This is a genomic window from Mesobacillus jeotgali, assembly GCF_900166585.1.
Taxonomy (GTDB): Bacteria; Bacillota; Bacilli; order Bacillales; family Cytobacillaceae; genus Mesobacillus; species Mesobacillus jeotgali_A.
Genome location: NZ_FVZC01000008.1, coordinates 299,456 through 321,958, shown reverse-complemented (window position 1 = coordinate 321,958; position 22,503 = coordinate 299,456). Strand labels below are relative to the sequence as shown.

24 protein-coding genes and 1 pseudogene are annotated in these 22,503 nt (G+C 41.5%); 5 read left to right on the top strand and 20 right to left on the bottom strand.

Translation table 11 applies throughout. The features are described from left to right. Nucleotides 1-108 precede the first annotated feature (108 nt). A complete protein-coding gene (locus tag B5X77_RS06845) occupies nucleotides 109-1,266 on the top strand; it encodes a C40 family peptidase (protein WP_079506468.1) in 1,158 nt (385 codons plus the stop codon). A gap of 151 nt (nucleotides 1,267-1,417) precedes the next feature. On the opposite strand, the gene B5X77_RS06840 is transcribed toward B5X77_RS06845, so the two are convergent. The 6 genes from B5X77_RS06840 to B5X77_RS06820 form a co-directional block, all read right to left on the bottom strand. Continuing rightward, complete coding sequence (locus B5X77_RS06840) at nucleotides 1,418-1,714, bottom strand: hypothetical protein (protein ID WP_079506466.1); 297 nt, start codon at nucleotides 1,712-1,714, stop codon at nucleotides 1,418-1,420. Between the two features lie 54 nt (nucleotides 1,715-1,768). Continuing rightward, nucleotides 1,769-1,897, bottom strand: coding sequence for a hypothetical protein (locus B5X77_RS23670; RefSeq protein WP_257391744.1), 129 nt, complete (start codon nucleotides 1,895-1,897; stop codon nucleotides 1,769-1,771). Nucleotides 1,898-2,004: 107 nt separating this feature from the next. Then, entirely contained in the window at nucleotides 2,005-2,307 is a 303-nt protein-coding gene (locus B5X77_RS06835) for a hypothetical protein (RefSeq protein ID WP_079506464.1), read from the bottom strand. A gap of 66 nt (nucleotides 2,308-2,373) precedes the next feature. After that, complete coding sequence (locus B5X77_RS06830; RefSeq protein WP_079506462.1) at nucleotides 2,374-3,129, bottom strand: hypothetical protein; 756 nt, start codon at nucleotides 3,127-3,129, stop codon at nucleotides 2,374-2,376. 56 nt (nucleotides 3,130-3,185) lie between these two features. Continuing rightward, the gene (locus B5X77_RS06825; protein ID WP_079506460.1) at nucleotides 3,186-4,415 is read right to left on the bottom strand and encodes an efflux RND transporter periplasmic adaptor subunit; all 1,230 of its coding nucleotides are present in this window, start codon (nucleotides 4,413-4,415) and stop codon (nucleotides 3,186-3,188) included. Between the two features lie 14 nt (nucleotides 4,416-4,429). Further along, nucleotides 4,430-5,092, bottom strand: coding sequence for a hypothetical protein (locus B5X77_RS06820; RefSeq protein WP_079506458.1), 663 nt, complete (start codon nucleotides 5,090-5,092; stop codon nucleotides 4,430-4,432). Nucleotides 5,093-5,374: 282 nt separating this feature from the next. Between B5X77_RS06820 and B5X77_RS06815 the strand changes: the two genes are divergently transcribed. Both B5X77_RS06815 and B5X77_RS06810 read left to right on the top strand, forming a co-directional pair. Next, complete coding sequence (locus B5X77_RS06815) at nucleotides 5,375-7,003, top strand: SWIM zinc finger family protein (protein WP_079506456.1); 1,629 nt, start codon at nucleotides 5,375-5,377, stop codon at nucleotides 7,001-7,003. Between the two features lie 33 nt (nucleotides 7,004-7,036). Continuing rightward, the gene (locus tag B5X77_RS06810) at nucleotides 7,037-9,862 is read left to right on the top strand and encodes a DEAD/DEAH box helicase (protein WP_079506454.1); all 2,826 of its coding nucleotides are present in this window, start codon (nucleotides 7,037-7,039) and stop codon (nucleotides 9,860-9,862) included. A gap of 213 nt (nucleotides 9,863-10,075) precedes the next feature. On the opposite strand, the gene B5X77_RS06805 is transcribed toward B5X77_RS06810, so the two are convergent. Then, entirely contained in the window at nucleotides 10,076-10,282 is a 207-nt protein-coding gene (locus B5X77_RS06805; RefSeq protein WP_079506452.1) for a hypothetical protein, read from the bottom strand. Further along, entirely contained in the window at nucleotides 10,275-10,682 is a 408-nt protein-coding gene (gene ssb, locus B5X77_RS06800; protein WP_079507600.1) for a single-stranded DNA-binding protein, read from the bottom strand. Before ssb ends, B5X77_RS06805 begins: the two co-directional genes overlap by 8 nt. A 260-nt stretch (nucleotides 10,683-10,942) precedes the next feature. Between ssb and B5X77_RS06795 the strand changes: the two genes are divergently transcribed. Then, a complete protein-coding gene (locus B5X77_RS06795) occupies nucleotides 10,943-11,377 on the top strand; it encodes a YwpF family protein (RefSeq protein WP_079506450.1) in 435 nt (144 codons plus the stop codon). Between the two features lie 74 nt (nucleotides 11,378-11,451). Here B5X77_RS06795 and B5X77_RS06790 read toward each other — a convergent pair whose 3' ends face one another. From B5X77_RS06790 to B5X77_RS06765, 6 genes are all read right to left on the bottom strand, one after another. Further along, nucleotides 11,452-11,772 carry a hypothetical protein gene (locus tag B5X77_RS06790; protein ID WP_079506448.1) on the bottom strand — a complete coding sequence of 107 codons (321 nt, stop codon included), beginning with the start codon at nucleotides 11,770-11,772 and terminating at the stop codon, nucleotides 11,452-11,454. Nucleotides 11,773-12,141: 369 nt separating this feature from the next. Beyond that, nucleotides 12,142-12,564, bottom strand: coding sequence for a 3-hydroxyacyl-ACP dehydratase FabZ (gene fabZ / locus B5X77_RS06785; protein ID WP_079506446.1), 423 nt, complete (start codon nucleotides 12,562-12,564; stop codon nucleotides 12,142-12,144). A 96-nt stretch (nucleotides 12,565-12,660) separates the two neighbouring features. Further along, nucleotides 12,661-12,921, bottom strand: a complete 261-nt coding sequence (locus tag B5X77_RS06780; protein WP_079506444.1) for a DNA-directed RNA polymerase subunit beta — start codon at nucleotides 12,919-12,921, stop codon at nucleotides 12,661-12,663. Between the two features lie 18 nt (nucleotides 12,922-12,939). Next, the gene (locus B5X77_RS06775; protein WP_079506442.1) at nucleotides 12,940-13,788 is read right to left on the bottom strand and encodes a flagellar hook-basal body protein; all 849 of its coding nucleotides are present in this window, start codon (nucleotides 13,786-13,788) and stop codon (nucleotides 12,940-12,942) included. A gap of 59 nt (nucleotides 13,789-13,847) precedes the next feature. Beyond that, the gene (locus B5X77_RS06770; RefSeq protein ID WP_079506440.1) at nucleotides 13,848-14,666 is read right to left on the bottom strand and encodes a flagellar hook-basal body protein; all 819 of its coding nucleotides are present in this window, start codon (nucleotides 14,664-14,666) and stop codon (nucleotides 13,848-13,850) included. 197 nt (nucleotides 14,667-14,863) lie between these two features. After that, complete coding sequence (locus B5X77_RS06765) at nucleotides 14,864-15,871, bottom strand: rod shape-determining protein (RefSeq protein WP_079506438.1); 1,008 nt, start codon at nucleotides 15,869-15,871, stop codon at nucleotides 14,864-14,866. A gap of 294 nt (nucleotides 15,872-16,165) precedes the next feature. Between B5X77_RS06765 and B5X77_RS06760 the strand changes: the two genes are divergently transcribed. Beyond that, entirely contained in the window at nucleotides 16,166-16,345 is a 180-nt protein-coding gene (locus tag B5X77_RS06760) for a hypothetical protein (protein WP_079506436.1), read from the top strand. A gap of 220 nt (nucleotides 16,346-16,565) precedes the next feature. On the opposite strand, the gene B5X77_RS06755 is transcribed toward B5X77_RS06760, so the two are convergent. From B5X77_RS06755 to B5X77_RS23555, 6 genes and pseudogenes are all read right to left on the bottom strand, one after another. Continuing rightward, the gene (locus tag B5X77_RS06755) at nucleotides 16,566-17,381 is read right to left on the bottom strand and encodes a hypothetical protein (RefSeq protein ID WP_079506434.1); all 816 of its coding nucleotides are present in this window, start codon (nucleotides 17,379-17,381) and stop codon (nucleotides 16,566-16,568) included. A 952-nt stretch (nucleotides 17,382-18,333) separates the two neighbouring features. Then, on the bottom strand, nucleotides 18,334-18,789 hold the full coding sequence (locus tag B5X77_RS06750) for a hypothetical protein (RefSeq protein WP_079506432.1): 456 nt from the start codon (nucleotides 18,787-18,789) through the stop codon (nucleotides 18,334-18,336). Between the two features lie 17 nt (nucleotides 18,790-18,806). Then, on the bottom strand, nucleotides 18,807-19,085 hold the full coding sequence (locus tag B5X77_RS06745; RefSeq protein ID WP_218970305.1) for an HYD1 signature containing ADP-ribosyltransferase family protein: 279 nt from the start codon (nucleotides 19,083-19,085) through the stop codon (nucleotides 18,807-18,809). 103 nt (nucleotides 19,086-19,188) lie between these two features. Further along, nucleotides 19,189-20,424, bottom strand: a complete 1,236-nt coding sequence (locus tag B5X77_RS06740) for an IS110 family RNA-guided transposase (protein WP_079506430.1) — start codon at nucleotides 20,422-20,424, stop codon at nucleotides 19,189-19,191. Nucleotides 20,425-20,572: 148 nt separating this feature from the next. Continuing rightward, nucleotides 20,573-21,349: pseudogene (locus B5X77_RS06735) on the bottom strand (recombinase family protein). Nucleotides 21,350-21,768: 419 nt separating this feature from the next. Next, the gene (locus B5X77_RS23555) at nucleotides 21,769-22,491 is read right to left on the bottom strand and encodes a DUF4272 domain-containing protein (protein WP_218970304.1); all 723 of its coding nucleotides are present in this window, start codon (nucleotides 22,489-22,491) and stop codon (nucleotides 21,769-21,771) included. Between the last annotated feature and the right edge of the window lie 12 nt (nucleotides 22,492-22,503).

The following is a 22,503-nucleotide window of genomic DNA, read 5'->3' as shown; positions in this document are numbered from 1 at the left end:
CTTTATAGGTAAAATTCGCTATAAATTGTCATAATCTTGTACTTTATCCTATTTTCGTATGATAGAATATTTATATAAAAAATAACCTGATTGGAGTGTTGACGAAAATTGAAGAAACAAGCTGCTTCCTTTGTAACCGTTGCCCTTCTGTCTTCTGCCTTCGCAGGAATTGCCTCTGCCGATACATATATCGTTAAAAAAGGGGATACACTATCCCATATAGCTATTACATATAAAACAAATGTTTCAGAATTAAAGACAACGAATAAATTATCCTCTGATTTAATTTATGCAAACCAGAAGCTGACTGTTCCTTCGGCAGAAGGCAAGATGACTGCATCATCTGCTAAGAAAATTTCCGTTAAGACCACTGCTCCTGCGAAAACAACAGCACCCACAAAGAAAACAACTGCTCAGGCAAAACCGATAGCAATCTATGTCGTCAAAAGTGGTGATACACTAAGCAAGATTGCTTCCATCCAAAAAATCAAGCTAAGTGACCTGATGAAATGGAACGGACTTAGTAACCATTTGATTTATCCGGGACAAAAGCTGAGGGTTTCAAATGGGACAACCGGTCCCATTGAGCCGGCCAAGAAGGAAGTATCTGCACCGACTCCAGCTCAGAAACCAGTGGCAGCAGCTCCAGCTAAACCAATCCAGAAGCCCGCAGCAACACCTGCCAAATCAGCACCTACTACTGCTGCCCAGGTGGAATATACCGTAAAGTCAGGAGATACACTCAGCAAAATTGGCCTACAGTTCGACATGACTGTCCAGCAGCTAAAAGAACTTAACAAGCTAACTTCTGACATGATCTTTGTTGGACAGAAACTGGTTGTTGCCAAGCCAGCTGATACAACTTCTGCCGTTAAAACGCCTGCAGCCCCTCCAGCGGGAAGTGAGGAATCTGCTGTCATTCAATTTGCTAAAGATGTGATGGGTGTTCCATACGTATGGGCAGGAAGCACTCCTGAAGGCTTTGATTGCAGCGGGTTCGTCTATTACGCCTTCAACAAAGCAGGCAAGCAAATGGGACGTTATTCATCAGAAGGCTATTACAACCGTTCGTTCTATGTTAACGAGCCACAGCCCGGAGATCTTGTTTTCTTTGAAAACACCTACAAAAAAGGAATTTCCCATATGGGCATCTATCTCGGGAATAATGAATTTATCCACGCCAGCACAACCGGCGGCGTCATGATTTCAAACTTGAGTGAAGCTTATTATGCTAAGCATTTTGAAGGGTTTAAGAGATTTTACTAGAAAGTTGTTTAGTTATTATTTCAGGCGCCTTTCTATTTACCACAGTTATCGAAGGATAAAACACAGGGAGCAGGAAAATTTTCCTGCTCCCTGTTTTAAATTCTATCTGGTGCTAAATGTGTCAATGATCATCACAAATGAAACGAAAGCGTTAATTGATTCGCATCTCTTTTCTCACTTTGTTTATCGTCGTCTCCCACACCTTCCCGGCCACTCCGATAATGAATACAATCCAGGCGAGCCTGAATAGAAAATCAAATGATTTATTATCGATGAAAGATGATACCCAGCTTCCAACATAGTAGATTGCCAGACCTGATAAAGATATAATGAGCAGAAAAGCAAGGGTTACAAAAAGCTTATTGACATGGCTTATTTTCTGAATCTCTTCCTTGTTCTTGAATATGAGACACAGAAGTACAGCAACCAACAGAATTATTGAAAACATTAAAGACCTGCCTTTCATGGACATTTCTTGATACTTAGACTTCACATTAACAACTTATCCCTTCTGTTCTATCCGGCCTATGTTATCCTGGAAGCCCAACATTACAGTACCTGCATATACAATCGCCGCGACCGCAAAAATGGCCAGACCGACGAAAAACCTCTTTGACACACCTGACATCATGATTCCCCCGTAAAAATAAGTGTTCTTATACAATTTAGTCGTTGTAGAAGCTTGTATTGTTTCAAGTTTGTAATACAAAGACAATCTTTTAACAAATAGAGGCTCAGTTATTTTGACACACTATCCCCATTAAGAAGATTGCTTTTCATCACCGGATAGAGCTTGGTTTTTACCAAGAAGACAAATAAAATAAATGGAATCGAAAATAAGAGTCCTAATAAAACAATCGGACCATAATAGAAGATGCCGCAAAGGACGATGAAGGAGTACAAAATAGGGATGGTATAGACGATCATAAATAAAACATTCATATAAACCAGGGCCATGTACTGCCCCTTACTTGCTACACTTTCTGCCTGCTTCGCTTGAAGGAGAAGCTCATTGATTTCATTTATCGCATCTTTGATCACTTTAAACAGAATTCTCCCCCCTTATAATGCTGTATTTATAGAACAAATTCACTTGCTATGATCTTATTAAAAGCGGACGGGCTTACCCTTTTTGTTGCGATGTTGACTCCTTTGGGGAACAATAAAAGATTCAAATTTAAACTTGCCATATATCAGCAAAATGAATTCCGGCAATGCAATGGCTATGGAGTATTGTAATGTGATGCAGAGGAACAGAATGAAGTACATCCCGATATTCCCTTCCATATTGGATATGGATCTAGCTAAAGATCCTGCAATCATCACAAGTCCGAAAATCCCTGGACCGATCAGGACATTTTTCGTTTGTTTGAAATTATAAAGGCCTTCGCCATCCTTTCTCAGCTCTCCTTGCTTAACTCTTTTGAAAGCCCTGATAATCGTAATAATCAACAGTACCAATCCACTTGTCATTAGAATAAATGCCGTAGTGAAAATATACGAAGGGAGATTTTCTGTATCTGCAGCTACAAAGAAGAATAGATATGTATCAAGAGAAAATTTGAAGGCTACAATTGTTGCGAAGATCAGCTGCATTTTCTGCAGGGCATAGGAAATGGGTGTGATCGAGAATAAGATGGTCAATAAAATTTGAGCACCCAGGATTATAGTTGCTATTCTAACTGCCGTAAGAAGCAGCGGATTCACTTGAAGATCAGCCTGAATTACTCCAAACAATGCGACAACGAGCACTGCTCCTCCGAACACAATTGTCCCCCAAAGAAAAAGAGGTGCACGATCCGGCCTTAATCGATCATAGCCTGCCCTTTTAATTTCATATAGATCGTCTTCTTTAATTGCCATTTTACTCTCCTAAAAAAGGACGGCCCTTTTGCTTCTAGGGCCTTATCCCTCTATTTTCATCTGAAAAATCCAACCATAACCTGTTTGAACAGATTTCGTTTTCCTTCTTCTTTAAATGTTTTTTTGGTTAGTGTAGCAGGTTTCAGCTTGCTGAAAAACGGACCATTGGCTGTTTGGACCTTTTCTGGCTTGCGGACGACGAGTTCACCAGGTTTTGCTCCTTTTTTCACTTCTGTCTTCCCGCCGATTTTAAGACCCTGTTTGATTTTTCGTTTTTCTACTTTGCCTACTTCATTCAGGATATAGATGTAGCTGTTTTTCTTGCCTTTATCAACTGACTTTTTTGGAACAACCGCTGCATTGAGCACCTGGTTGGTAACAACTGAGACGTCTACATGTGTTCCGTGGACAATTTTCTCATCTTCCAGTTCAAGTTCGACTTCGAACGGGAAGTAGCTCTCTTTTTTAACAGAAGGATCAGATTCAGGATGTTGGGCGATCGTTGTGAGCGTACCGCCAATTGCCCCTTTGAAGCTATCAGATTTCACATAAACTTCCATGCCTTCCTGGACATTTTTCAGGTCTCTTTCCGAAAAGGCCCCTTCAACCTTTGGTGTGTCCGAGATAATTGTCATAATGGGATTCTTCAATTCATAATTGATCTTTTTTACCGAGCCTGCAACTTCACTGCTGATTTCAAGCTGGTCGCTGCCATCATAGGAATCAATCATATCATCATATTTCTCGATTTCCGCCTCAACCCTGCTTTTCTCCAATTCCTTATCATAGATTTCTTTCTCAATCGATACTGCCATCAGATCATTTGAAGAACTTCCTGACGTTCCGCTGCCGGAAACAGGTACGCTATTGTCTGCGGTGGATGCTGAAACGGTCTGAAGGTAGGAGAGCTGCTGAATTTGCTCATCCAGTAAGGTCGCCTCTGTTTCGAGCTGGTCTTTCTCGGCCTCGAGTCTGGCCAATTCTTTGTCGATGTTATCGGATGAATATTCAAAAAGCGGAGTTCCTTCATCCACTTCGTCTCCCTCTTTTACAAGGAAGCTTTTAAACTCGCTGGTATTAGAGTCATAATAGACATGATTCTCCTCCTCAGGAGTGACCACGCCTTCTGCATGAAGGGTTTCAGTCAGGGTTTCCTTCCCGATTTTCCCCCAGCTATTGATATAGGAAGAGCGAACCGCTTTGCTGTCATCCTTTAGGGCCAAATAGAGGTTGCCTGATACAAATAGAATTCCTGAAGTCAACAGGATAGCTGTTTTCTTATTCATTTGGTGCACCTCCCTTAAAGGATTTTCTCCATTTGTATGAATGAAAATAAAGCTGCAAAAAGCCAGATCACCAGGTGTATGGCAATGATCAGCAGCACAATAATTTTTGGATTCTTGTCTGTCATTGCTTTTAGATACTTATACTCTATGAAAATAGCCCAGATTTTAAAGACAGATATGTAGGCAAGAAAGTGAACAATGAAATCATTTCCGGTTATGTACTGGGCGATTACACCTAACGAAAATGGCGAAGAAACCTTCGTTAGTCCAAAAAATAAAGCCATAGGCACAAGCAGGAGTTTTTCTAAAAGTATTATTGGCATGACGAAAAGCTGGATGCTAAGCAATCTCTTGAAATCCAGATCTGTCACCGTCCAGAAAAACAGTGCTGGCAGGAAAAGCATGATGGCGCCAAAAACCAGCCCCTGGATTATTTGGCCTGCAAAGAAAAGGAATTTATTCATTTCATACTCTGCCCTGGTAATCGAGGTGAGTTTTTCCGAAAGATACTCCGACTCGATCCCAAAATACGCGCTGAACCCAAAAATCAGCCCGCTCAGCAAGATGAACAGGATCGTTTTTTTCCACACTCCCGGAAATCTTTCGGCATCTCTTAGCTTATATGTATAGTAGTTATAGTTAAAAAGTCCGCGGAATACTTCTATATTGTTCTCCATCTCTAGTCCCCCAGCTTGTTGTGGCTTGTCTCTCTTCTATTTTATATGAAGGGATTCCATTGGTGAAATATTAACCAATCCATTTTTATATGTTGGACGATATATACCAGAATTTTTTTCATCTTACTTCCCCACTCCTCGAAAGGCTCGTTTTTGGGTATAATAGAAGAATATGTTTTTTTCTTATTTAGATTTTAACAAAGCTTGTCCTACAGGCTTGTCGAATTATGGCATTGATATGTAAAAAAGAACGAATGATGCTGCGTGAACGGGGGAATCGCTGTGGCTGTCATACCTGATAACCAGGCACCGATTTTTAAAGAAGCTGCCGTAAAACTGAATACAATGCTTAAACCTGAGGTTGAAGAGGACGCTCGCCTTGTTCAAAAAGGGCTGATGCTCTACCGACAGGGCACGGTCCATCACTTGAAATATATGGTGAAGTCGATCTGGGCGACGGTCCAGGACGTGACACCGGTTCGTGTGTATATAAATGTTTCTGATCCTGAGGAGAGCAGCTGCACTTGCCCTGCCGGATCGTTTTGCCGTCATCGTATGGCTGCGTTTTTTCATGCCTATGCAGATGTGGCGAGTGTTTCCGACTGGGTCGAAGCCTGGCGCAAGCCTGCGAAGGAACAGCTGGATGCAGAAAAATGGGGCTTGCAGCGCGCGAAGGACCTGGTGAAAAAGAGCAATCGGTCGGATCATGATTACGATAGCTGGGCCGCCTCTTTCCAGGAAAGCTTTGAGGAAATCGTCAAGGGCCAGGGTGAAATACGGGCTTATATTGTTCCGGGATTGTTCCGTTCCTATATCCGCCGTGTTGAGGTCTCCGCCCCGCTTGAGTCTGTCTGGAAAAATCTCTATCTGATTGCGGCTTCTGTCCATTCCTTCAATTTGCTCACTGACCTGGCCCGCGAATTCGGCCATGATGAGGATGCAACGATGGATCGGTATTATCGGCCGTTGTATGAGGATTTGTTCCATGATGCTGAGGAATATATCGAGCGACTGGCATATGGGACGATGCCGTTTTCGTTTGATGCTTTTCTCGAGAAGCTTAAAGATGAGACGGTCGGATTGACGGAGCCTGATGCTTCGGGGGGCTATGACCGGATTGATTTATACCGATTGCTGTGGGAAAAGCTTTTTAAAAATGCTGGCTGGCGTGAGGCTGAACGGGAGCGGCTTGTGGCTTTCGGTGATGGCAAGCGGGATCAGGTGGAGGAGATTGCTTTGATCCACCAGCTTGTAATAGCGAAGCAGGACGGAGAAGCATTGAAACGGTTCACTTCTCTCCCTGCCAGCTCCATTCCTTATATGTTTTATTGGCTTGACGCCTTCCGCGTACAGCGCGAATGGAACCGTATGGGGCCATTCATCGACTATCTCGTACAGCAGCTGCGGAATTATCTGAAGCACCTGGGTGAGTATTATACCTGTAAAAAATTCACTCGTTATGCGTTGAAATTGGTTGCTGCGTATACCCGCGAAATCGGGCGCGGCGAGCTGTACGACCGGGCGTTGGCGCAGTCGATGCCGTACAGCTTTTACGAATATGAAGATTCTTTGTTTGAAAAAGCCCAGTACGAACAATGGGGCGAGCTTCAATCGTACTTTGGCTTTGAATATAACTCGATTGCAAACGATCGATTGAAGGTTTTACAGAAAGAGGCTCCGGAGGTTCTGATTCCATTGTATCACCAGATGATCGGCGATCTCGTCGACATGAAAAATCGCAGCAGCTACAAACAGGCCGCACGATTACTGAAAAAACTGCGAACTGTTTATAAAAAGCTGAAGCGAGTCCCCGAGTGGGAAGAGTTTTTTTCCAAATTGCTGGTGAAGACGAAGAGACTGCGGGCATTCCATGAAGAACTGACAAGAAGCAAGCTGATTGAAGTGGAATGATGGGTACACCGCTTCTAAAAGGAGGTGCATTTGATGCTTGAGATTAAGCAGATTCATATAAATTTGATGCCCGTTGCCGGCGGCCGTTATTTTTTGAGTGCCGAGGATTTTGATGGTTTTGAGATCAAGACCTCTGACTGGAAGAAGCTGCTGTTTTTCCGCCATAAGGAGAGTTATTATGGAACGATGCTGGAATCTGGCAAGTGGGGCGTGACCGAAGGTGTCACCCTTAGTGCTTGGCAGCTCGTGACGCTGTTTGGCGAGGAAAGCTTCAACCGGCTTGTCGAGTGGGAATGGGATGATCTCGGGGATATCTGCCTTTCGACTGCCCATGCGATTTATGACTCGATTCTTGCGAAGGAGTGGCACCCGGATTTTACCCAGCTTGATGGCGAGGATTTCCGCTGGAAGCTTCCGGTCAGTGTGCTTGATGAATTCCATGAGCCATTTTGGGAAGAAACCCTGAAGATCAATGACGAGCAGCTGCAGGTGCGCGATTTCGTTGCGGAATTGTTCCACCATGCGCTGGAATCCTACTTCCATGAAAATGAAACAATGAAGTACCTGCTTGGCGATAAACTGGATGTTCTGCGCAATAAGCAGCTATCGGCTTCGCAGCTGGCGGCATACTTTGAAGAAGACCGTTGGCTAGAGTGGATTGGCTTGAAGGAAAATCCGGCACCATTTTCAATCGGGATGCGACTCGAAGAACCAACGGACGATCTCGGTGACTGGAAGCTCGGGTTGTTTTTACGCGGAAAAGAAGAGCCAATGTTGATTGAAGCCCGTGATTATGAAAGCTATCCTGCTGGATGGGATGATTTTAGCGAGAAGGTTGAAGAGGAAGAAAAACGGCTTGCATCTATTTTCCCATGGATTGAGGAAGATGGCCGTCTGAAGTCCACACTCATCGAGGATGAGGCCTGGATGTTTTTAACTGAGGCGAGCGAGACGCTCATTGCTCTCGGTATTGAAATCCTTCTTCCTTCCTGGTGGGAAGCAATCAAGAATGCGAACTTGAAGGTTAAGGCACGCTTGAAGGGCCAGACTGGCTACCGCCGTTCATTCGTCGGCCTGAATGCAATGCTCGATTACGACTGGCGCTTTTCCATGAACGGTGTAGATCTGAGCGAAGATGATTTCCAGCGCCTGGTGAACGAAAAACGCAGACTCGTGTATTTGAAAGGCCGATGGATCAAGCTCGATCACGGCTTCATTCGCCAGATACAGGACTTGATGAAAAAAGCCGATCAGGAAGGTCTGCATATCCGCGACCTCCTGCAGCAGGAACTGTCTGATGAGGAAGTAGATGGGGATGGACTGGAGGATCCACGGGCATTCGCGAAGATCCAGATTGAGCTGAACCGCCACTGGAAACAGATGATGAAGCAGCTGTCGGAAACGAAGGAAATCCCGGATTCTCCGGTACCGGCAGGATTGCATGGAGAACTGCGTCCGTATCAAAAGCTTGGCATGAACTGGCTGCTGTTCCTGAGGAAGTATGGATTCGGCGCCTTGCTTGCCGATGATATGGGTCTCGGGAAGACGATCCAGCTGATTTCGTATATCCTGTCGGTTAAAGAACAAGAAAACGACGGCCATCCTTCGCTGATTATCTGCCCTACCTCCGTGCTTGGCAACTGGCAGAAAGAAATCGAGCGCTTTGCTCCGGATGTGCGCGTCCATCTGCATTACGGGCCGAACCGCCTTAAGGGTATTCTTTTTACAGAAGAGGCAATGGAATCCGATATCGTGCTGACTTCCTATGGATTGACGCATCTTGATTATGATGAGCTACAGAGCGTGGAATGGAGCAGCATTGCCATTGATGAAGCCCAGAACATTAAAAACGCTGATACGAAGCAGTCGCGCGCAGTACGGAAGCTGAAGGGCAAGCACCATATCGCCCTGACCGGAACACCGATGGAAAACCGGTTGTCTGAGTTGTGGTCGATTTTCGACTTTACGAATCGCGGTTATCTTGGCAGTGCCGGACAATTCCAGAAGCAGTTCATCCTGCCGATTGAAAAGGATGACAAGAAGGAAAAAATCAGCCGGCTTCAGTCGTTGATCAAGCCATTCCTGCTGAGGCGGACGAAGAAGGATGAAGAGGTTGCGCTGAACTTGCCTGACAAGGTCGAGCAGAAGGAATACTGTCCGCTTTCGGCGGAACAGGCTTCATTATACGAGCAACTCGTTAAGGACACTTTTGCGCAAATCGAATCACTTTCGAGTTTTGAGCGCAAGGGGTTGATTTTACAGATGCTGAGCCGGCTGAAGCAGCTGTGCAACCACCCTGCCTTGTATCTGAAGGAAGAAAATCCGAAGCAGCTGGTAGACCGTTCTGCCAAAATGGAGAAAATGATTGAGCTTGTTGGCGCTGTGCTAGAACAGGAAGAAAGCTGCATCATTTTTACCCAGTATATCGGGATGGGTGAGATGATTCAGTCTGCTTTGAAGAAGCAATTTAATATCGACGTTCCGTTCCTCAACGGCAGCCTGCCAAAAACGAAGCGCGATGAACTGATTGAAAAGTTCCAGAACCGGGAGTTCCCTGTGTTCCTGCTGTCACTGAAGGCTGGCGGAACCGGCCTCAACTTGACCGCTGCAAACCACGTTGTCCACTATGACCGCTGGTGGAATCCAGCAGTCGAAAACCAGGCAACCGACCGCGCCTATCGCATCGGGCAGAGCCGTTTTGTGCATGTTCACAAGCTGATCAGCACTGGAACGCTCGAGGAAAAAATCGATGCCATGCTCGAAAAGAAACAATCATTGAACGACCAGATCATCCAAAGCGACAGCTGGATTACGGAGCTATCGACTGAGGAATTGCATGAATTGGTGTTTTTGTCTTAGCAGAAGAAAAACAGGACTTGGGCTCTGTATCAAAATAGAGTTTCAGGTCCTGTTTTTTTGGAGCATAAAAAAAACCGGCTATCGCAGCCGGCATCAAAATTTGAGGGTATATTGGAGATCGGGTTATTGAATTTCTCTCTTGAAGATCCATGTGAGTTAATAACGTGGAAATCCTTTTGTTGGTTTGGTATTGGATTTAATAAAAATTGAATATCATCGACGTGCATATTCTTTTCTGCTGGAATTTGCTTGTGGCGGTTCGGCAATGAAGGAGTAGACTCGGTTAATTTGCTTTTCTTGGGAGGCGGTTTCAAGCTGGCGGACACGCTTGGTGAGTTCGTCGATCTTCTCATTGTTCTTTCCAACCATTTTAATCAGGCTGACCAGCAGCTTTTCGATCGAGGCGGTTTCGCTATACAAATGGAAGCTCCTCTCTTTGCGGCGGCGGCGTGGTAGGAACTGTTTGGGGCTGCTGGGATGTTGACGCAGATTGCGGAGTTGGCTTTGAACTCAGAAACCTAACTCCCTCGGCAACAACCTCGGTCACATAGACACGCTTACCTTCCTGATTATCATAATTCCGTGTTTGGATGCGTCCGGTCACACCAAGGACAGCGCCTTTTTTACAATAGTTAGTTGTGTTTTCCGCAGTTTTGCCCCAGAGGATGCAATGAACGAAGTCTGCCTCAATTTCGCCGCTGGCATTCTTATAATGCCTGTTCACTGCAAGCGTTATATTCGACACAGCCTTGCCATCAGGCGTGTACCTCAGGTCCGGGTCTTTGGTCAGCCTGCCTACTAGCGTTACTTGATTGATCACCTTTTCATCTCCTTTCTCAGTTATAGCCTGATGATATTCCTTTTTAATAAAGGAGTAAAATGAGGAAAATGGTTCTTTTTCCTGCAAAATTCAGGCTAACCACCTCAATTCATCCCAGATAAATCACTTTTCATCATTAACCATCCGGTAAAAACTGATTTTTACCCATCCGGAAATTTTTCTTTCGACATACGGTGTTATTTTCGCTTTCGAACTTCCCTGTGTTATAATTTGGACAAGTATTACGGGAGGTGGTTGACATGAAGACGTTCAAGTTGATTTCAATGCAGCTGGCTGATGATGATGCTTTAGTAGATATCGAAATGGAAGACGGCCTGATTATCAACAAAGAGGATGACAAAGGTACATGGCTTGTCGAGGTTTTCACCGACCACAAGTATATACCGTATTTTCAGGAAGCGTGCGACAACGACAAAGAAATCATCGTCCAAGTCGTCATCACCAAACGAGAGAACGACCCGGCAGCATTCATGACAAAGGTCTGCTGTGTGAAAAAGCTGAAGAACCATGCCAGCATCCTTTTAACAGGTAATCTGACAAAGCCAAAGAGCGATTATCCTGAAAAACTGCTCGAATACCTGCTTGATAAAGGATATAAGGGCGAGGAACTTCTTTTGGAATTCAAGGAAAAGATCATTACAAGGCCAAAGATTTTGCAGCCAAAAAAAGTGTAACTGAACTCCCGCTTCCTGGCTGGAGTTTTTTTATGCAAAAATAAAAGGCAGGAATCTACTCCTGCCCATTCATTTTATTGGTCTTCCTCATTTTTATCATTCATATCTTTTTGGTCTTCAACAGCATCTTCACCAGGCTCATTGTTGTCCTTCATCATGTCGCCATCATCGTCCGTGTTGGTATCCGGCGTATCAGGCACATCGTCATTATTGTCCTCGATTATGCCATCGTCATTGTTATTGTTATTGTTATTGTTGTCGTTCATGTCATTGTCCGCTGGATTTTCAACATTGTCATCCGGAGGAGGATTCTGATCATCATTATTCGCGCACCCAGCAAGGAACATAGCCGACAGCAAAGAGCCGCCGATTAACATTAACAGCTTTTTCTTCATAGGTAAAAGCCCCTTTCTTTAAGTAGGTATTTTTGAGACCAGTTGCACGGGTCTGCTGTTAGATTGCCCACCTATGAAAAAAACTTGCATTAATTTGTAAAAAAATACGAATTCATACCTGTATCCATGAAACAGCGAATCAACACAGCACGTTTAAAGTCCGAATAAAGGCTGATTGTTAAAAAAAGAACCGATAATTATCACCTCTAAAATAATCAATCCTAAATTTGAATTAATTACCCCATAATTCTTGATTATCAATCCTAAACGGAGTCAATCATTACATAATTCTCTTTAATCAATCCTAAATCACCTCAAATCAATCCTTATGTAAAAAAAGAACCCAAATCATTTGGGTCCTCTTCTTGATTATTTAATCGCAAACGTAATTTCCGCTTCACAAGCAAGCTCCCCGTCCACAGTAGCGACTGCTTTCCCCTTGCCGATCGGGCCGCGAAGCTTGATCATTTCCACTTCCAGCCTCAGCTGGTCGCCTGGTTTTACCTGTCTTTTAAAACGGCAGTTATCTATTCCAGCGAAAAATCCGATTTTGCCTCGGTTTTCTTCAAGCTTTAGAACCGCAACAGCTCCAACCTGAGCCAAAGCTTCTACGATAAGCACACCAGGCATGACAGGATAGTCGGGAAAATGACCGTTAAAGAATTCTTCGTTTGCGGATACATTCTTAATGCCGACAGCCCTTTTACCTTCTTCGACTTCAACAATTTTATCAACTAGTAAAAATGGATAGCGGTGCGGGATGATTTCTTTAATCTGGGTAATATCAAGCATCTTTTTTAGTACCTCCTATTAATATTAGGTGCTTAATTTATATTGTACTAAAAAATGCAATTAAAAAGGAAGGGAAAAAACCCTTCCTTCGAAATTTTATTCTTTATTTATCAGGTCTATGATATGAGTCCAGGTAGACTTCTCAAAAACATCCTTTGCTTTGCCATCACCCATTACTGCATAGCCAAACATGGCTCCCAGCAAGATGCTTGAAGCTAAAAGCAGAAGTACAATAATAACCCGAAGCCAGATCGGAATAAGGCGAACCCGGATTCTTTTCTTTTTTTCGCGTGTTTTCTTTTCTTTTTTCACTTCTTCAGGCGTTATTGCTTCTTGATTATTCTTGTTCAAAGCCATTCGTTAGTTCTTCCCCTCTTAACGGATTCCATTCACCAGCCCGAGCATTTGGTCGGCCAGCGTAATCGATTTTGAGTGGAACTGATAGCTCCGCTGTACATTGATTAAATCCGTCATTTCTTTACTCATATCCACATTTGATTGCTCTAGGACTCCTTGCTGAATCGAAACCCTGTTGCGCTGCTGGCCATTGAGAACAGTAAGAATATCCGCTTCGTCAACACCAAGCTCAGCAAGGTTTTCTGGCAAGCCAAGCAGATTGGCGCCCTTCTGTTCCAAAAACTGCGGCTTCTCTACCAATACTACACCAAGATTGAAATCTTGGCTCGTCCCATTATACATTTCTGCTGAAAAACGGCCAGACTCGTTAATCCGGAAATTTTTCACATTACCTGTAATGGTGATTGGCTGGCTATTCTCATCAAGAATGGCATGACCGTCGCTATTAACAAGCATTGATTCATTCTCAGACAGCGGGGTCAGATAGAGTGCACCGTTACGACTCAAACGCATTGCTGAGCTGCCGTCCTCATTCTGGACCATTACACGGTAAAATTGGCCTTCTGCCGTAAATGCTGTGTCCAGCGAACGATCAGTTGTCTTCAAGCTCCCCTGGGACATCACCAGCTGAACCTGTCCAAGTTTTGCACCATTCCCCTGCCTGATATTAAAAGGCGTCATCCGATTCTGAGGTTCAAGGGTATTGTTCGGCTGGTTTCGATATTCCTGGACAAGTAAATCCGTGAATGATGCGTCGCGGCGTTTATAGCCTGCCGTATCGATATTCGCTAAATTATGGCTGATCATGTCCATCTGTTTCTGAAGCTGGGATAATGTATTTGTTGCGGTGATCATTGTTCTGTTCATAAGTTATACCTCATTGTGTGCCAGATCCTGGCATGGGATATTTTTATCCAAAAAATAAATTATAATCTTCCAATTTCATTAGCAGCCTTCTCCATGCTTTTATCATAAGCCTGAAGGATCTTCTGGTTCGCTTCAAATGCGCGATAAGCCGTCATCATGTCAGTCATCGTCTTACTGATGTCGACATTGGATTGTTCAAGAAATCCTTGCTGAGTTCTGAATTGGACGCCGGCAGTTCCGAAAGCGTTTGGCAGCGCACCGCCATCTTCTGTGCGGAACAGGCCGTCTCCTTCTTTAATCAGCCTGAGCGGATTATTTGCGTAGGCCACACCAAGGTTGGCAGACTCACCATTTTCACCTGTCAGCAGACCACCCTCACTGATCGTAAAACGGTCACTTGAAAGCTGGATCTGCTGGCCAGCAGCATCCAGGACGTAATGCCCGCTGCCTGTCGTCAAATACCCCTGTCCGTCAGTCGTGAAATTTCCATTCCTTGTATAACGGACCGAACCATCTGGATGGCGAACCGTGAAAAATACCGAGCCATTTTCCGGCATATTTATATCAAGCAATGCAACATCCGTCTTTCTTCCAGTTTCACGTAAATCGCCCTGGATGAATTTTGGAATCGCTTCCTGCATGTAAACACCTGTATTGATTGTGCCAATTTCCCTGTTGAACGGCAAATTCAGGCCATTCTCTGTAGGAATTTGCTGCGTGTCGAAGCGCTGGAGCAGCATCTCTGGAAATGCCCTCATTCCCGCCTGGTCCGCCTTATAGCCTGGCGTATTAGCATTTGACATATTATTCGTGAGCATCTCGGTTCTGCGCTGCTGAGCAAGCATCCCGGACGCGACTGTGTAAAAGCCTTTGAACATGTTTCCACCTCAATTGGAAAAACACCTATTTTTAAGGAAATTTTTTCACTACTCTCTATTATAAGAAATATATCGGCAAGAAACATTAAAAATTTGCAGGAAAATGTAGGATTTTGGGTTTTATTCCAGAAAAATTGGGTAAATAACAAAAAAAATCCGGAATCCCTTTATTTTTACTCTAAGGATCCCGGATTTTTTTATACTATTCTACGTCTGCGTCCATCAATCTTATCGATATTGTCAAGCATAATCCCAGTACCAATTGCCACACAGTCCATTGGATTGTCAGCTACCAGTACCGGTACCCTCAGCTCTTCCTGCATCAGCTGATCGATGCCGTGAAGCAATGCACCGCCGCCAGTCAGGATGACACCGCGGTCGATAATGTCTGCAGATAATTCAGGAGGAGTCTTCTCAAGAACTGTTTTTGCTGCCTGGACGATGACGGCAACAGACTCCCTCAATGCCTTTTCAATCTCTTCAGAACGAACTGTGATTGTGCGCGGAAGTCCAGACACCATATCGCGTCCGCGAATTTCCATTTCCTCACTCCGGCTGCCTGCGAAGACAGTCCCTATTTGAATCTTGATGTTTTCAGATGTACGTTCACCGATCAACAGCTTATATTCACGTTTGATGTAATTTAAAATTTCCGCGTCGAACTTATCGCCGGCCATTTTAATCGATTGAGATGTAACGATGTCTCCCATTGAAAGGACAGCTACATCCGTCGTACCGCCGCCGATGTCGACAACCATGTTGCCGCTAGGCTGGAAGATATCCATGCCAGCGCCGATGGCCGCCACCTTTGGCTCTTCTTCAAGGTATACCTTCTTGCCACCGCTTTTTTCTGCTGCTTCCTTGATCGCCTTTTGCTCGACACTTGTGATGTTCGTCGGGCAGCAAATCAGGATGCGCGGTTTAGACAAGAATCCTTTTACATTCAATTTATTTATAAAATGTTTAAGCATGGATTCCGTTACATCGAAATCCGCGATGACGCCATCCTTCAACGGGCGAATTGCTACAATATTGCCAGGTGTACGCCCAACCATTTTACGCGCTTCTTCCCCAACAGCCAAAACCCTATTCGTATTCTTATCAATCGCCACAACAGACGGTTCATTCAAGACAATTCCACGGCCTTTTACATGGATCAACACATTGGCTGTACCAAGGTCAATCCCGATATCCCTAGCAAACATTTTTCTTTTTTCCTCCTTGATAAATGCGCTGGCTGCGGCTGACTTAGCCTCGTTATCTCAGCTGTTCAAAAAACTCATCTATTTAAAAATAGATCACGATGTCCGAGATTACACAGACGCTGCCGCAATCTGCGAACCATATTCTACCCTAATTGTTTATTTTATCACAAGAAGAAGAAATAAGTAACTTCTTGCTGAAAAATTTGAAACATTTTGTTGAACTTTGTCTTACACTTTTAATAAAGTTAGCATATTGTAAAATTAAATATACTAAGTAATCTTTTGGAGGTATTTATGGAGATTTTAATTGGTGTTGTTGTTATTTTTCTAATTGTTGCTTTTTTGATTGTTAAAAATACCCGTAATTCATCGGACCGCAGTGAGGGACCTGATATCAGCGATCCTTCCTCTGCACCAGATAACATTGGGGATAAAGGGGATGATTCTGATGGAGATGGAGATGGCGGAGAGTAAGCTGATTATCCCGATACATTGGCAGTATTCATCCCTGTCTTAGGTGCCTTATGGTACACCTGGTCCTGGCATTTTCGCCGTATTTCTTGTACAGACCGAGCTTCTTGCCCTGTCCCGGATTGTTACCTGAGCCCTGATTAAAATGTCATACTTAGAGAATCAAAATTCATACATTAGAAAGGTCACACTAATGAAAACTTGTGTGACCTTCCGAATAAACTTATTTATTTCTAATTTGCGGTTCTACAACAGGCTTTTTTTTATCAAAAAGAACATTTGAAAAATCAAAGTCTGGGACTTTACCTGAACTATATCTTCTATATGATTTTCCTTCTTCAACGAACGCTTCTTCACCTAAGTACTTTTTAACAGAGCTTCTTACACTTGAAGGTATGGGATTGAATAAATTCTCAGTTAATTGCATTCCTATTATATTTTCATTCAAAGTATGGACACTACAGCAAGGTGCGGTGATCAGTGATTCTTTTCCAAACAAGTCAATATATGGTCTTCCAAAAAACACCATCCAATTAAGTTCGGGATGTCTTACCGTTAAATTTTTGGGAGCATCCCATCCCTTGAATGACAAATTTACAATCTCCCCATGCACAGGTTCTAATAATAAAATTAAATCATTACATAGATTTAGAAATTTTTCATAATTCTTTTCATTTTTTAGATAAACGGTTTCAACCGATAAGTTGAAAAAGTTAAATCTTGCCTGGTTGTCTTTTTCCCATCGAATTTGATAACTTACTTTATGCCCTCCTTTTTTCTCCATGAGCACTTGTCCTGCTAAATATAGATTCTCTCGGTTGTTTATATTATTCTCTTCATTCATCCAAAGCTTTACAACATTGTCAATACTTTTAGCATCATACTTGTTCTTTAGAGGCTGATACAAACCGTATTTGTTAGGAATAAAATCCTTTCCATATTGACTTATCTTTTCCATTACATTAGTTGCAAGTTCGGCGTCTTGAAAGTCTTTTAAACTCATGATATTTAAATTTATGAGGTCAAAAGTATTTGCCATTTACTTCACTCCTATTTGAATAATCTTTATACCCTCATTTTGTGCTGCCATTAATAATTCTGGTGCAATTACTGAGTTTCCTGTAGGTGTATAATAGATTATTATCTTTGATGTTGATGTTTGTGCTGCTTTAATAAATCCTTGGGCTTATGTCCATTGCTTCTTCATTCAGTTTTGCACCACTAATTCCTTCATCTCTAAAAATAATCAAGTTCAAGCCGTGTCCTTCACAAAATGCTTTGATTTCATCATCTTGTTACTTTAAGCTGTATCCATCTCTTGCTTGTGAGTTAAAATTCGTAAATACCCAACAACGTTCAATTCTTCACCCTCCCGTTACGAAAATCACAATTTATGTAACGATGTTTAAACGAATAGCGAGTATTATACGACCGTCTCTTGTAAAAATACAACCCAAAATTTAAAAGCAACGCAGTGTACGAACACCTTTTTACGTTAGCCATTGTTTATCGCCATGAGCTTGCCAATTCTCGTTAGTTTATTAGCCATTCCATGTCATAACTACCCCGACCATATAAAATGTCATATCCCCATTTCTCACACTTGTTCATTCCTCCCAAATATTAAAACGATACTCCATGATGGTACAACCTTCATGAGTTCTGAATTTCACTTAAGCATTATTCAATGTCTACCTAACATAAAACTTTTCCTTTTATTGGGTCATTCATTTTCTTATGTACAAGTTTGTTTCCTTATTTATCACAACGAGCTTTGTCATTCTCATGTGTAAATTTAAATCGAGTAGTATGTGTGGTAGTTATATTTAAATGTCACTGCAACCAATCTCTTAACACTACTTACCATCATGAGTTTTTGATTCAAATACTAAGTAATTGTTTAACCATAAAAGCTATAAAAGTGAAAAACCTTGAAAGGCTAAAAGCCAATCAAGGTTTCATCAATGTTAATTTTTGAAGGCTCAGTGGTTTTAATTAATATTTAAATCAGAAATCCTCAGCCACATATTTATTTCATCATAACCTAGGACTCTTCCCTTAACCCATTGACCATAACTTAGATCACAGTCACCACTATAAATACCAATCAAATCTTCTACTTTTAAAACCCATCCTTGAGGATAATTATAAGCTACTTTAAAACACACTTCTTTTCCAATTGCGTATTCCATTTTTTGAATTCCCCACAATTCCCTTTTTTTCAGTGTGGCTTTATTCCAATTTTCCTCAAACTCATGTTTTGTAATTAATTTTATTTTTCCTTCCATGTCATTTTCATCTATAGGTCCTTCAGCCAAACAATCTTCCAAACTAGAAACATGTACATTTTTATCGTTATCAAAAACGATTTGTCTTAATGCATAACCATCAGTTCCTACTTCTATCCAATACTCTTCATCTTCAAATTCAATTAAAAGATATTTCATATATTTACTTCACCTTTCTACTTCCCGCCAACTTTCCCTGATCTAACTATTCTTCCTGTCAAATCTAATGCTGTTTCATTCGGTATTACAAAAACACCATCTCGACCTTTTATTACTTCCAAACCACTCACATCTATTTCCATGTAGTGTGTATATTTGTACTTATTTGGTACGTTGATAAATTGTTTTGCTAGTTGCGCGGGAGTTTTTGTTTCTGGTGCTATATCAGATAAATACTGACCATTACCATACCTCACATCTTTAGGGTTATTGGCTTTTAGAATCAAGTATCCCATTTGCTCCTTTCTCATTTGTATAATGATATAAGGATTGTTTACCCGTACCCTATGTTGTAATCTTAAAAGCTGCTAATAAAAAAACAACCTATCTAAAACCTTATTAAACTACTTCTTTTTCTTTTATATCGGGTAGTCTATAAGGTGTTTTATGCTTCATCATGCCATAAACAATGTTCACAAGCCTTCGCATAATGCACACCAATGCTTGTCCTTTTGTTTTACCTTCTTTCAGCTTTCGTTGATAATAAGCATGGAACACAGGGTTACGTGGCAGTTTACTTCCTTTTGCTACTTGCACTTGTTGGACTGCGAGGGTGTAAAATATAGCGTGCAGCGCTCGATTTCCCTGTTTACTTTTATGTTCCTTACCTTTCCCACCAGAGCCAAAGAAAACAGGTGCAATCCCCGCAAATCGTGCTAATTTGTTGGCATTTGGAAAACGTCTTACGTCACCAATCTCCGCAATTAAAGCAGATGCTGTTACAAGTTCAATGCCTGGCATGGATTCTAGTTGAAAGTCTAGTAAACTCATTAACTCTTTTAATTTTCTTTCCACCTTGCCTATTTCCTGCTTTCCAAATAAAATATGGCTCACAGTACTTTCTACCAAAAAGTTTCTTATCTCCTGATGTTCTTTTGTTGTATTCCCATCCTCTTTCATCAGCTTCAATATTTCATTGGCTTTTTTCACCGAACATGTATTATTGCTTACTTCTAATAAAAATGTGGTCAATTGCTTTACACTCAAACCTTCTAAACAAGACGGTGAAGGATAACGTTTCCAAAAAGCCAATGCTGTTTTTCCATCCACTTCTGAGAAAAACTTCTTATAGCTTGGATAATGGTGGTTCAATTGTATATGTAGTTGGTTCTTTAAAGCACCTTGTGCTTTTACCAATGCATTTCTTCTAGTGACCAATTGTTGTATCGACCAAAATAAATCATTCGGTTTCGCGTCAGGCAAATGGTTCAGTTGATTCAACAAAATGCGTGCCACACATTCTGCATCCCAGCTATCACTCTTTTGTGTGGTCATATGGCTTTTTAGTTCAGCGTATGAAAGAGCTGGGTTTACTTCTTTGACAACCTGTCCATGATCGGCTAAAAACTGTGCTAACGATCGTCCATAGCCACCTACATCTTCTAAACCAAATACAGGAGTCATTCCTTCTTCTATTAGTTTATCAATATCCATTAAAAAAGTTGGAAAGTCAGACGGTTTATTTTCAAATTTTATTTCCTTTAGCTTCTCTTGCCAACAATTAATGACCACTGCCACATGGGGTTGCTTATGCAAGTCTACTCCAACATACAAATGTTTCTGTTTTTCGTGCATTGACTCATCCTCCTATTCAATTAAATGAAAATGCCGGCAACCTTAGTTCGAGCGTTCACCTATCGGTGCGCATTGGTACGAAAGCCTATCCATTTTCATCGTTTCATAAGAACTTATAAGAAAATGAGTCCCTTTTTTAAGTAGCCTTCTAAATTATTGCTTCATGTTTCCCGTTTGCTTGTATTTGTCCGTATGTATATATCCCTTGATAAAATATTTCTCGGTCTAAAATGCGTTTCACTTGTACTTTCGTAAATGCTTTACCTTGTGTTGTTTGATAGCCTTCCTCATTCAATGCTTCTGCCAACCTAGACAAAGACCATCTCTTATGTCTCTGTTTAAGTTCAAACAACCGTTTCACTACTTCAGCTTGACCGTTATGTATCTTAAGTTCCTTTTCACCATTTTGTTTCATGTATCCAAAGGTTACCCTTCCTCCTGCATACCCACCTTCCTTCGCTTTTTTATTTCTCCCTTTAGTTAGCTTGAGAGCAATTTCAAGCCGTTGGTATTGGTCTAATAACTCCATTAAGCCGTTGACCAAAAAGTCGTTGGGGTCTTTCTTGTGGATACTGTAAAATGGTTGTTCAATACTTTTAATATCACAGCCATATTTCTTCAGCTCTCTTTAAATCAGCACTTTCACAATATCTGACCTCCATAATCGACTTGTATTGAGCACCACCACATAATCAATTTGGACAGACGAAAGGTGAGCCAACATCTCCTGTAAGCCCACCCTGTCAATCTCTAATGCTTCTTCATTTAGTTTTGCGCCACTAATTCCTTCATCTCTAAAAATATGTATCAAGTTCAAGCCTTGTTCTTCACAATATGCCTTGATTTCCTCTTCTTGATATTTCAAGCTATATCCATCTTTTGCTTGCCCTTGAGTCGAGACTCTTATATATCCAACAACGTTCAACTTTTCACCCTCCCGTTACATAAATTTTAATTTTCGTAACGCTTTTTAACGAATAGCGAGTATTATACGACCGTCTCTAGTAAAAATACAACCCAAAACTTAAGCCAAGGTAGCACAAACAAACACTTTCACGTTATCCATTGTTTATCGCCACGAGCTTTGTCATTCTCGTTAGTTTGTTAGCCATTCCATGTATAAGTACCCCTGCCATGTAAAATGTCATCTCGCCTAATTATCGAACTTGTCACACTATCCTAGTATTAAAACCAAACTCCATGATGGTACTACCTTCATGAGCTCTCGATTCTCAAACAAATCATTTTCTTATTGTCTCACTCAAATATCACCTGAATTAATATAAAATAAATTTTAAAAAAACCTTGAAAGGCATATAGCCAATCAAGGTCTTAAACATAATTTTACGTATTCAACTCTACCTCATCCCATGCTTTATTTCCCACTATCCATTCAAAAGCATGATGTCTCCATTGTGCAATAAATTTCATACGATTCATCTCTTCTGAATTTAAATCATTAAAAGCTTTATTATTTACAATAAAATCATTCTGATCATTCTTAAATGCTTGCATGCTATCAATAACCTGCATATATTGGTTTCCAAAAGTAGATATTATTATCTCCTTTGCAGGCTTAAGGTTAAAAATTGAATTATTTGCTTCTCTTGTTCTCCAATGCCAAAGCATAGATATTTCATTTTGTAGGACTATATCATCAAACACCCTTAAACGACATTTATTTAAAAGTTTTTCTAATGAATGCGTCCCACCTATCTCTAACAAAGGATGAAAATCCTCCGAAACTAATCTATCATATTCAGATAGTTTATCTACAAGTCCCAGTGACCATAAACAAGGTTCAATTGCTTCATATTGAATTTGTTTTGAGAGAATTTCATCTTTATTTCCTTTACCTACTTCTTGCTCAAATAACAATTTTTCATCCAAAGTCATTGAGATATTATAACCTTTATCATGCAACCATTTATATATAGCTTTCCTCTGCTCGTCTCTTTGTTTTAATGTATATAATCTTCCCCCAATTGTTGTTCTTTCTAAGGCACATCTGTCAGAGAGACACAATAATATAATTGCTCTAGTTGCAATTTCTTCAGCATTTTTCATTTTAACCCTCAT

Excerpts from the sequence above, each read along its gene's own strand:
- B5X77_RS06840 (WP_079506466.1), bottom strand. The coding sequence starts at position 1,714 with ATGTTTTCAATAATTCTGTTGGTTGCTGTACTTCTGTGTCTCATATTC.
- B5X77_RS23670 (WP_257391744.1), bottom strand. The coding sequence starts at position 1,897 with ATGATGTCAGGTGTGTCAAAGAGGTTTTTCGTCGGTCTGGCCATTTTT.
- B5X77_RS06830 (WP_079506462.1), bottom strand. The coding sequence starts at position 3,129 with ATGGCAATTAAAGAAGACGATCTATATGAAATTAAAAGGGCAGGCTAT.
- B5X77_RS06825 (WP_079506460.1), bottom strand. The coding sequence starts at position 4,415 with ATGAATAAGAAAACAGCTATCCTGTTGACTTCAGGAATTCTATTTGTA.
- B5X77_RS06820 (WP_079506458.1), bottom strand. The coding sequence starts at position 5,092 with ATGGAGAACAATATAGAAGTATTCCGCGGACTTTTTAACTATAACTAC.
- B5X77_RS06810 (WP_079506454.1), top strand. The coding sequence starts at position 7,037 with ATGCTTGAGATTAAGCAGATTCATATAAATTTGATGCCCGTTGCCGGC.
- B5X77_RS06795 (WP_079506450.1), top strand. The coding sequence starts at position 10,943 with ATGAAGACGTTCAAGTTGATTTCAATGCAGCTGGCTGATGATGATGCT.
- B5X77_RS06790 (WP_079506448.1), bottom strand. The coding sequence starts at position 11,772 with ATGAAGAAAAAGCTGTTAATGTTAATCGGCGGCTCTTTGCTGTCGGCT.
- fabZ (WP_079506446.1), bottom strand. The coding sequence starts at position 12,564 with ATGCTTGATATTACCCAGATTAAAGAAATCATCCCGCACCGCTATCCA.
- B5X77_RS06780 (WP_079506444.1), bottom strand. The coding sequence starts at position 12,921 with ATGGCTTTGAACAAGAATAATCAAGAAGCAATAACGCCTGAAGAAGTG.
- B5X77_RS06775 (WP_079506442.1), bottom strand. The coding sequence starts at position 13,788 with ATGAACAGAACAATGATCACCGCAACAAATACATTATCCCAGCTTCAG.
- B5X77_RS06770 (WP_079506440.1), bottom strand. The coding sequence starts at position 14,666 with ATGTTCAAAGGCTTTTACACAGTCGCGTCCGGGATGCTTGCTCAGCAG.
- B5X77_RS06765 (WP_079506438.1), bottom strand. The coding sequence starts at position 15,871 with ATGTTTGCTAGGGATATCGGGATTGACCTTGGTACAGCCAATGTGTTG.
- B5X77_RS06760 (WP_079506436.1), top strand. The coding sequence starts at position 16,166 with ATGGAGATTTTAATTGGTGTTGTTGTTATTTTTCTAATTGTTGCTTTT.
- B5X77_RS06755 (WP_079506434.1), bottom strand. The coding sequence starts at position 17,381 with ATGGCAAATACTTTTGACCTCATAAATTTAAATATCATGAGTTTAAAA.
- B5X77_RS06750 (WP_079506432.1), bottom strand. The coding sequence starts at position 18,789 with ATGAAATATCTTTTAATTGAATTTGAAGATGAAGAGTATTGGATAGAA.
- B5X77_RS06745 (WP_218970305.1), bottom strand. The coding sequence starts at position 19,085 with ATGGGATACTTGATTCTAAAAGCCAATAACCCTAAAGATGTGAGGTAT.
- B5X77_RS06740 (WP_079506430.1), bottom strand. The coding sequence starts at position 20,424 with ATGCACGAAAAACAGAAACATTTGTATGTTGGAGTAGACTTGCATAAG.
- B5X77_RS23555 (WP_218970304.1), bottom strand. The coding sequence starts at position 22,491 with ATGAAAAATGCTGAAGAAATTGCAACTAGAGCAATTATATTATTGTGT.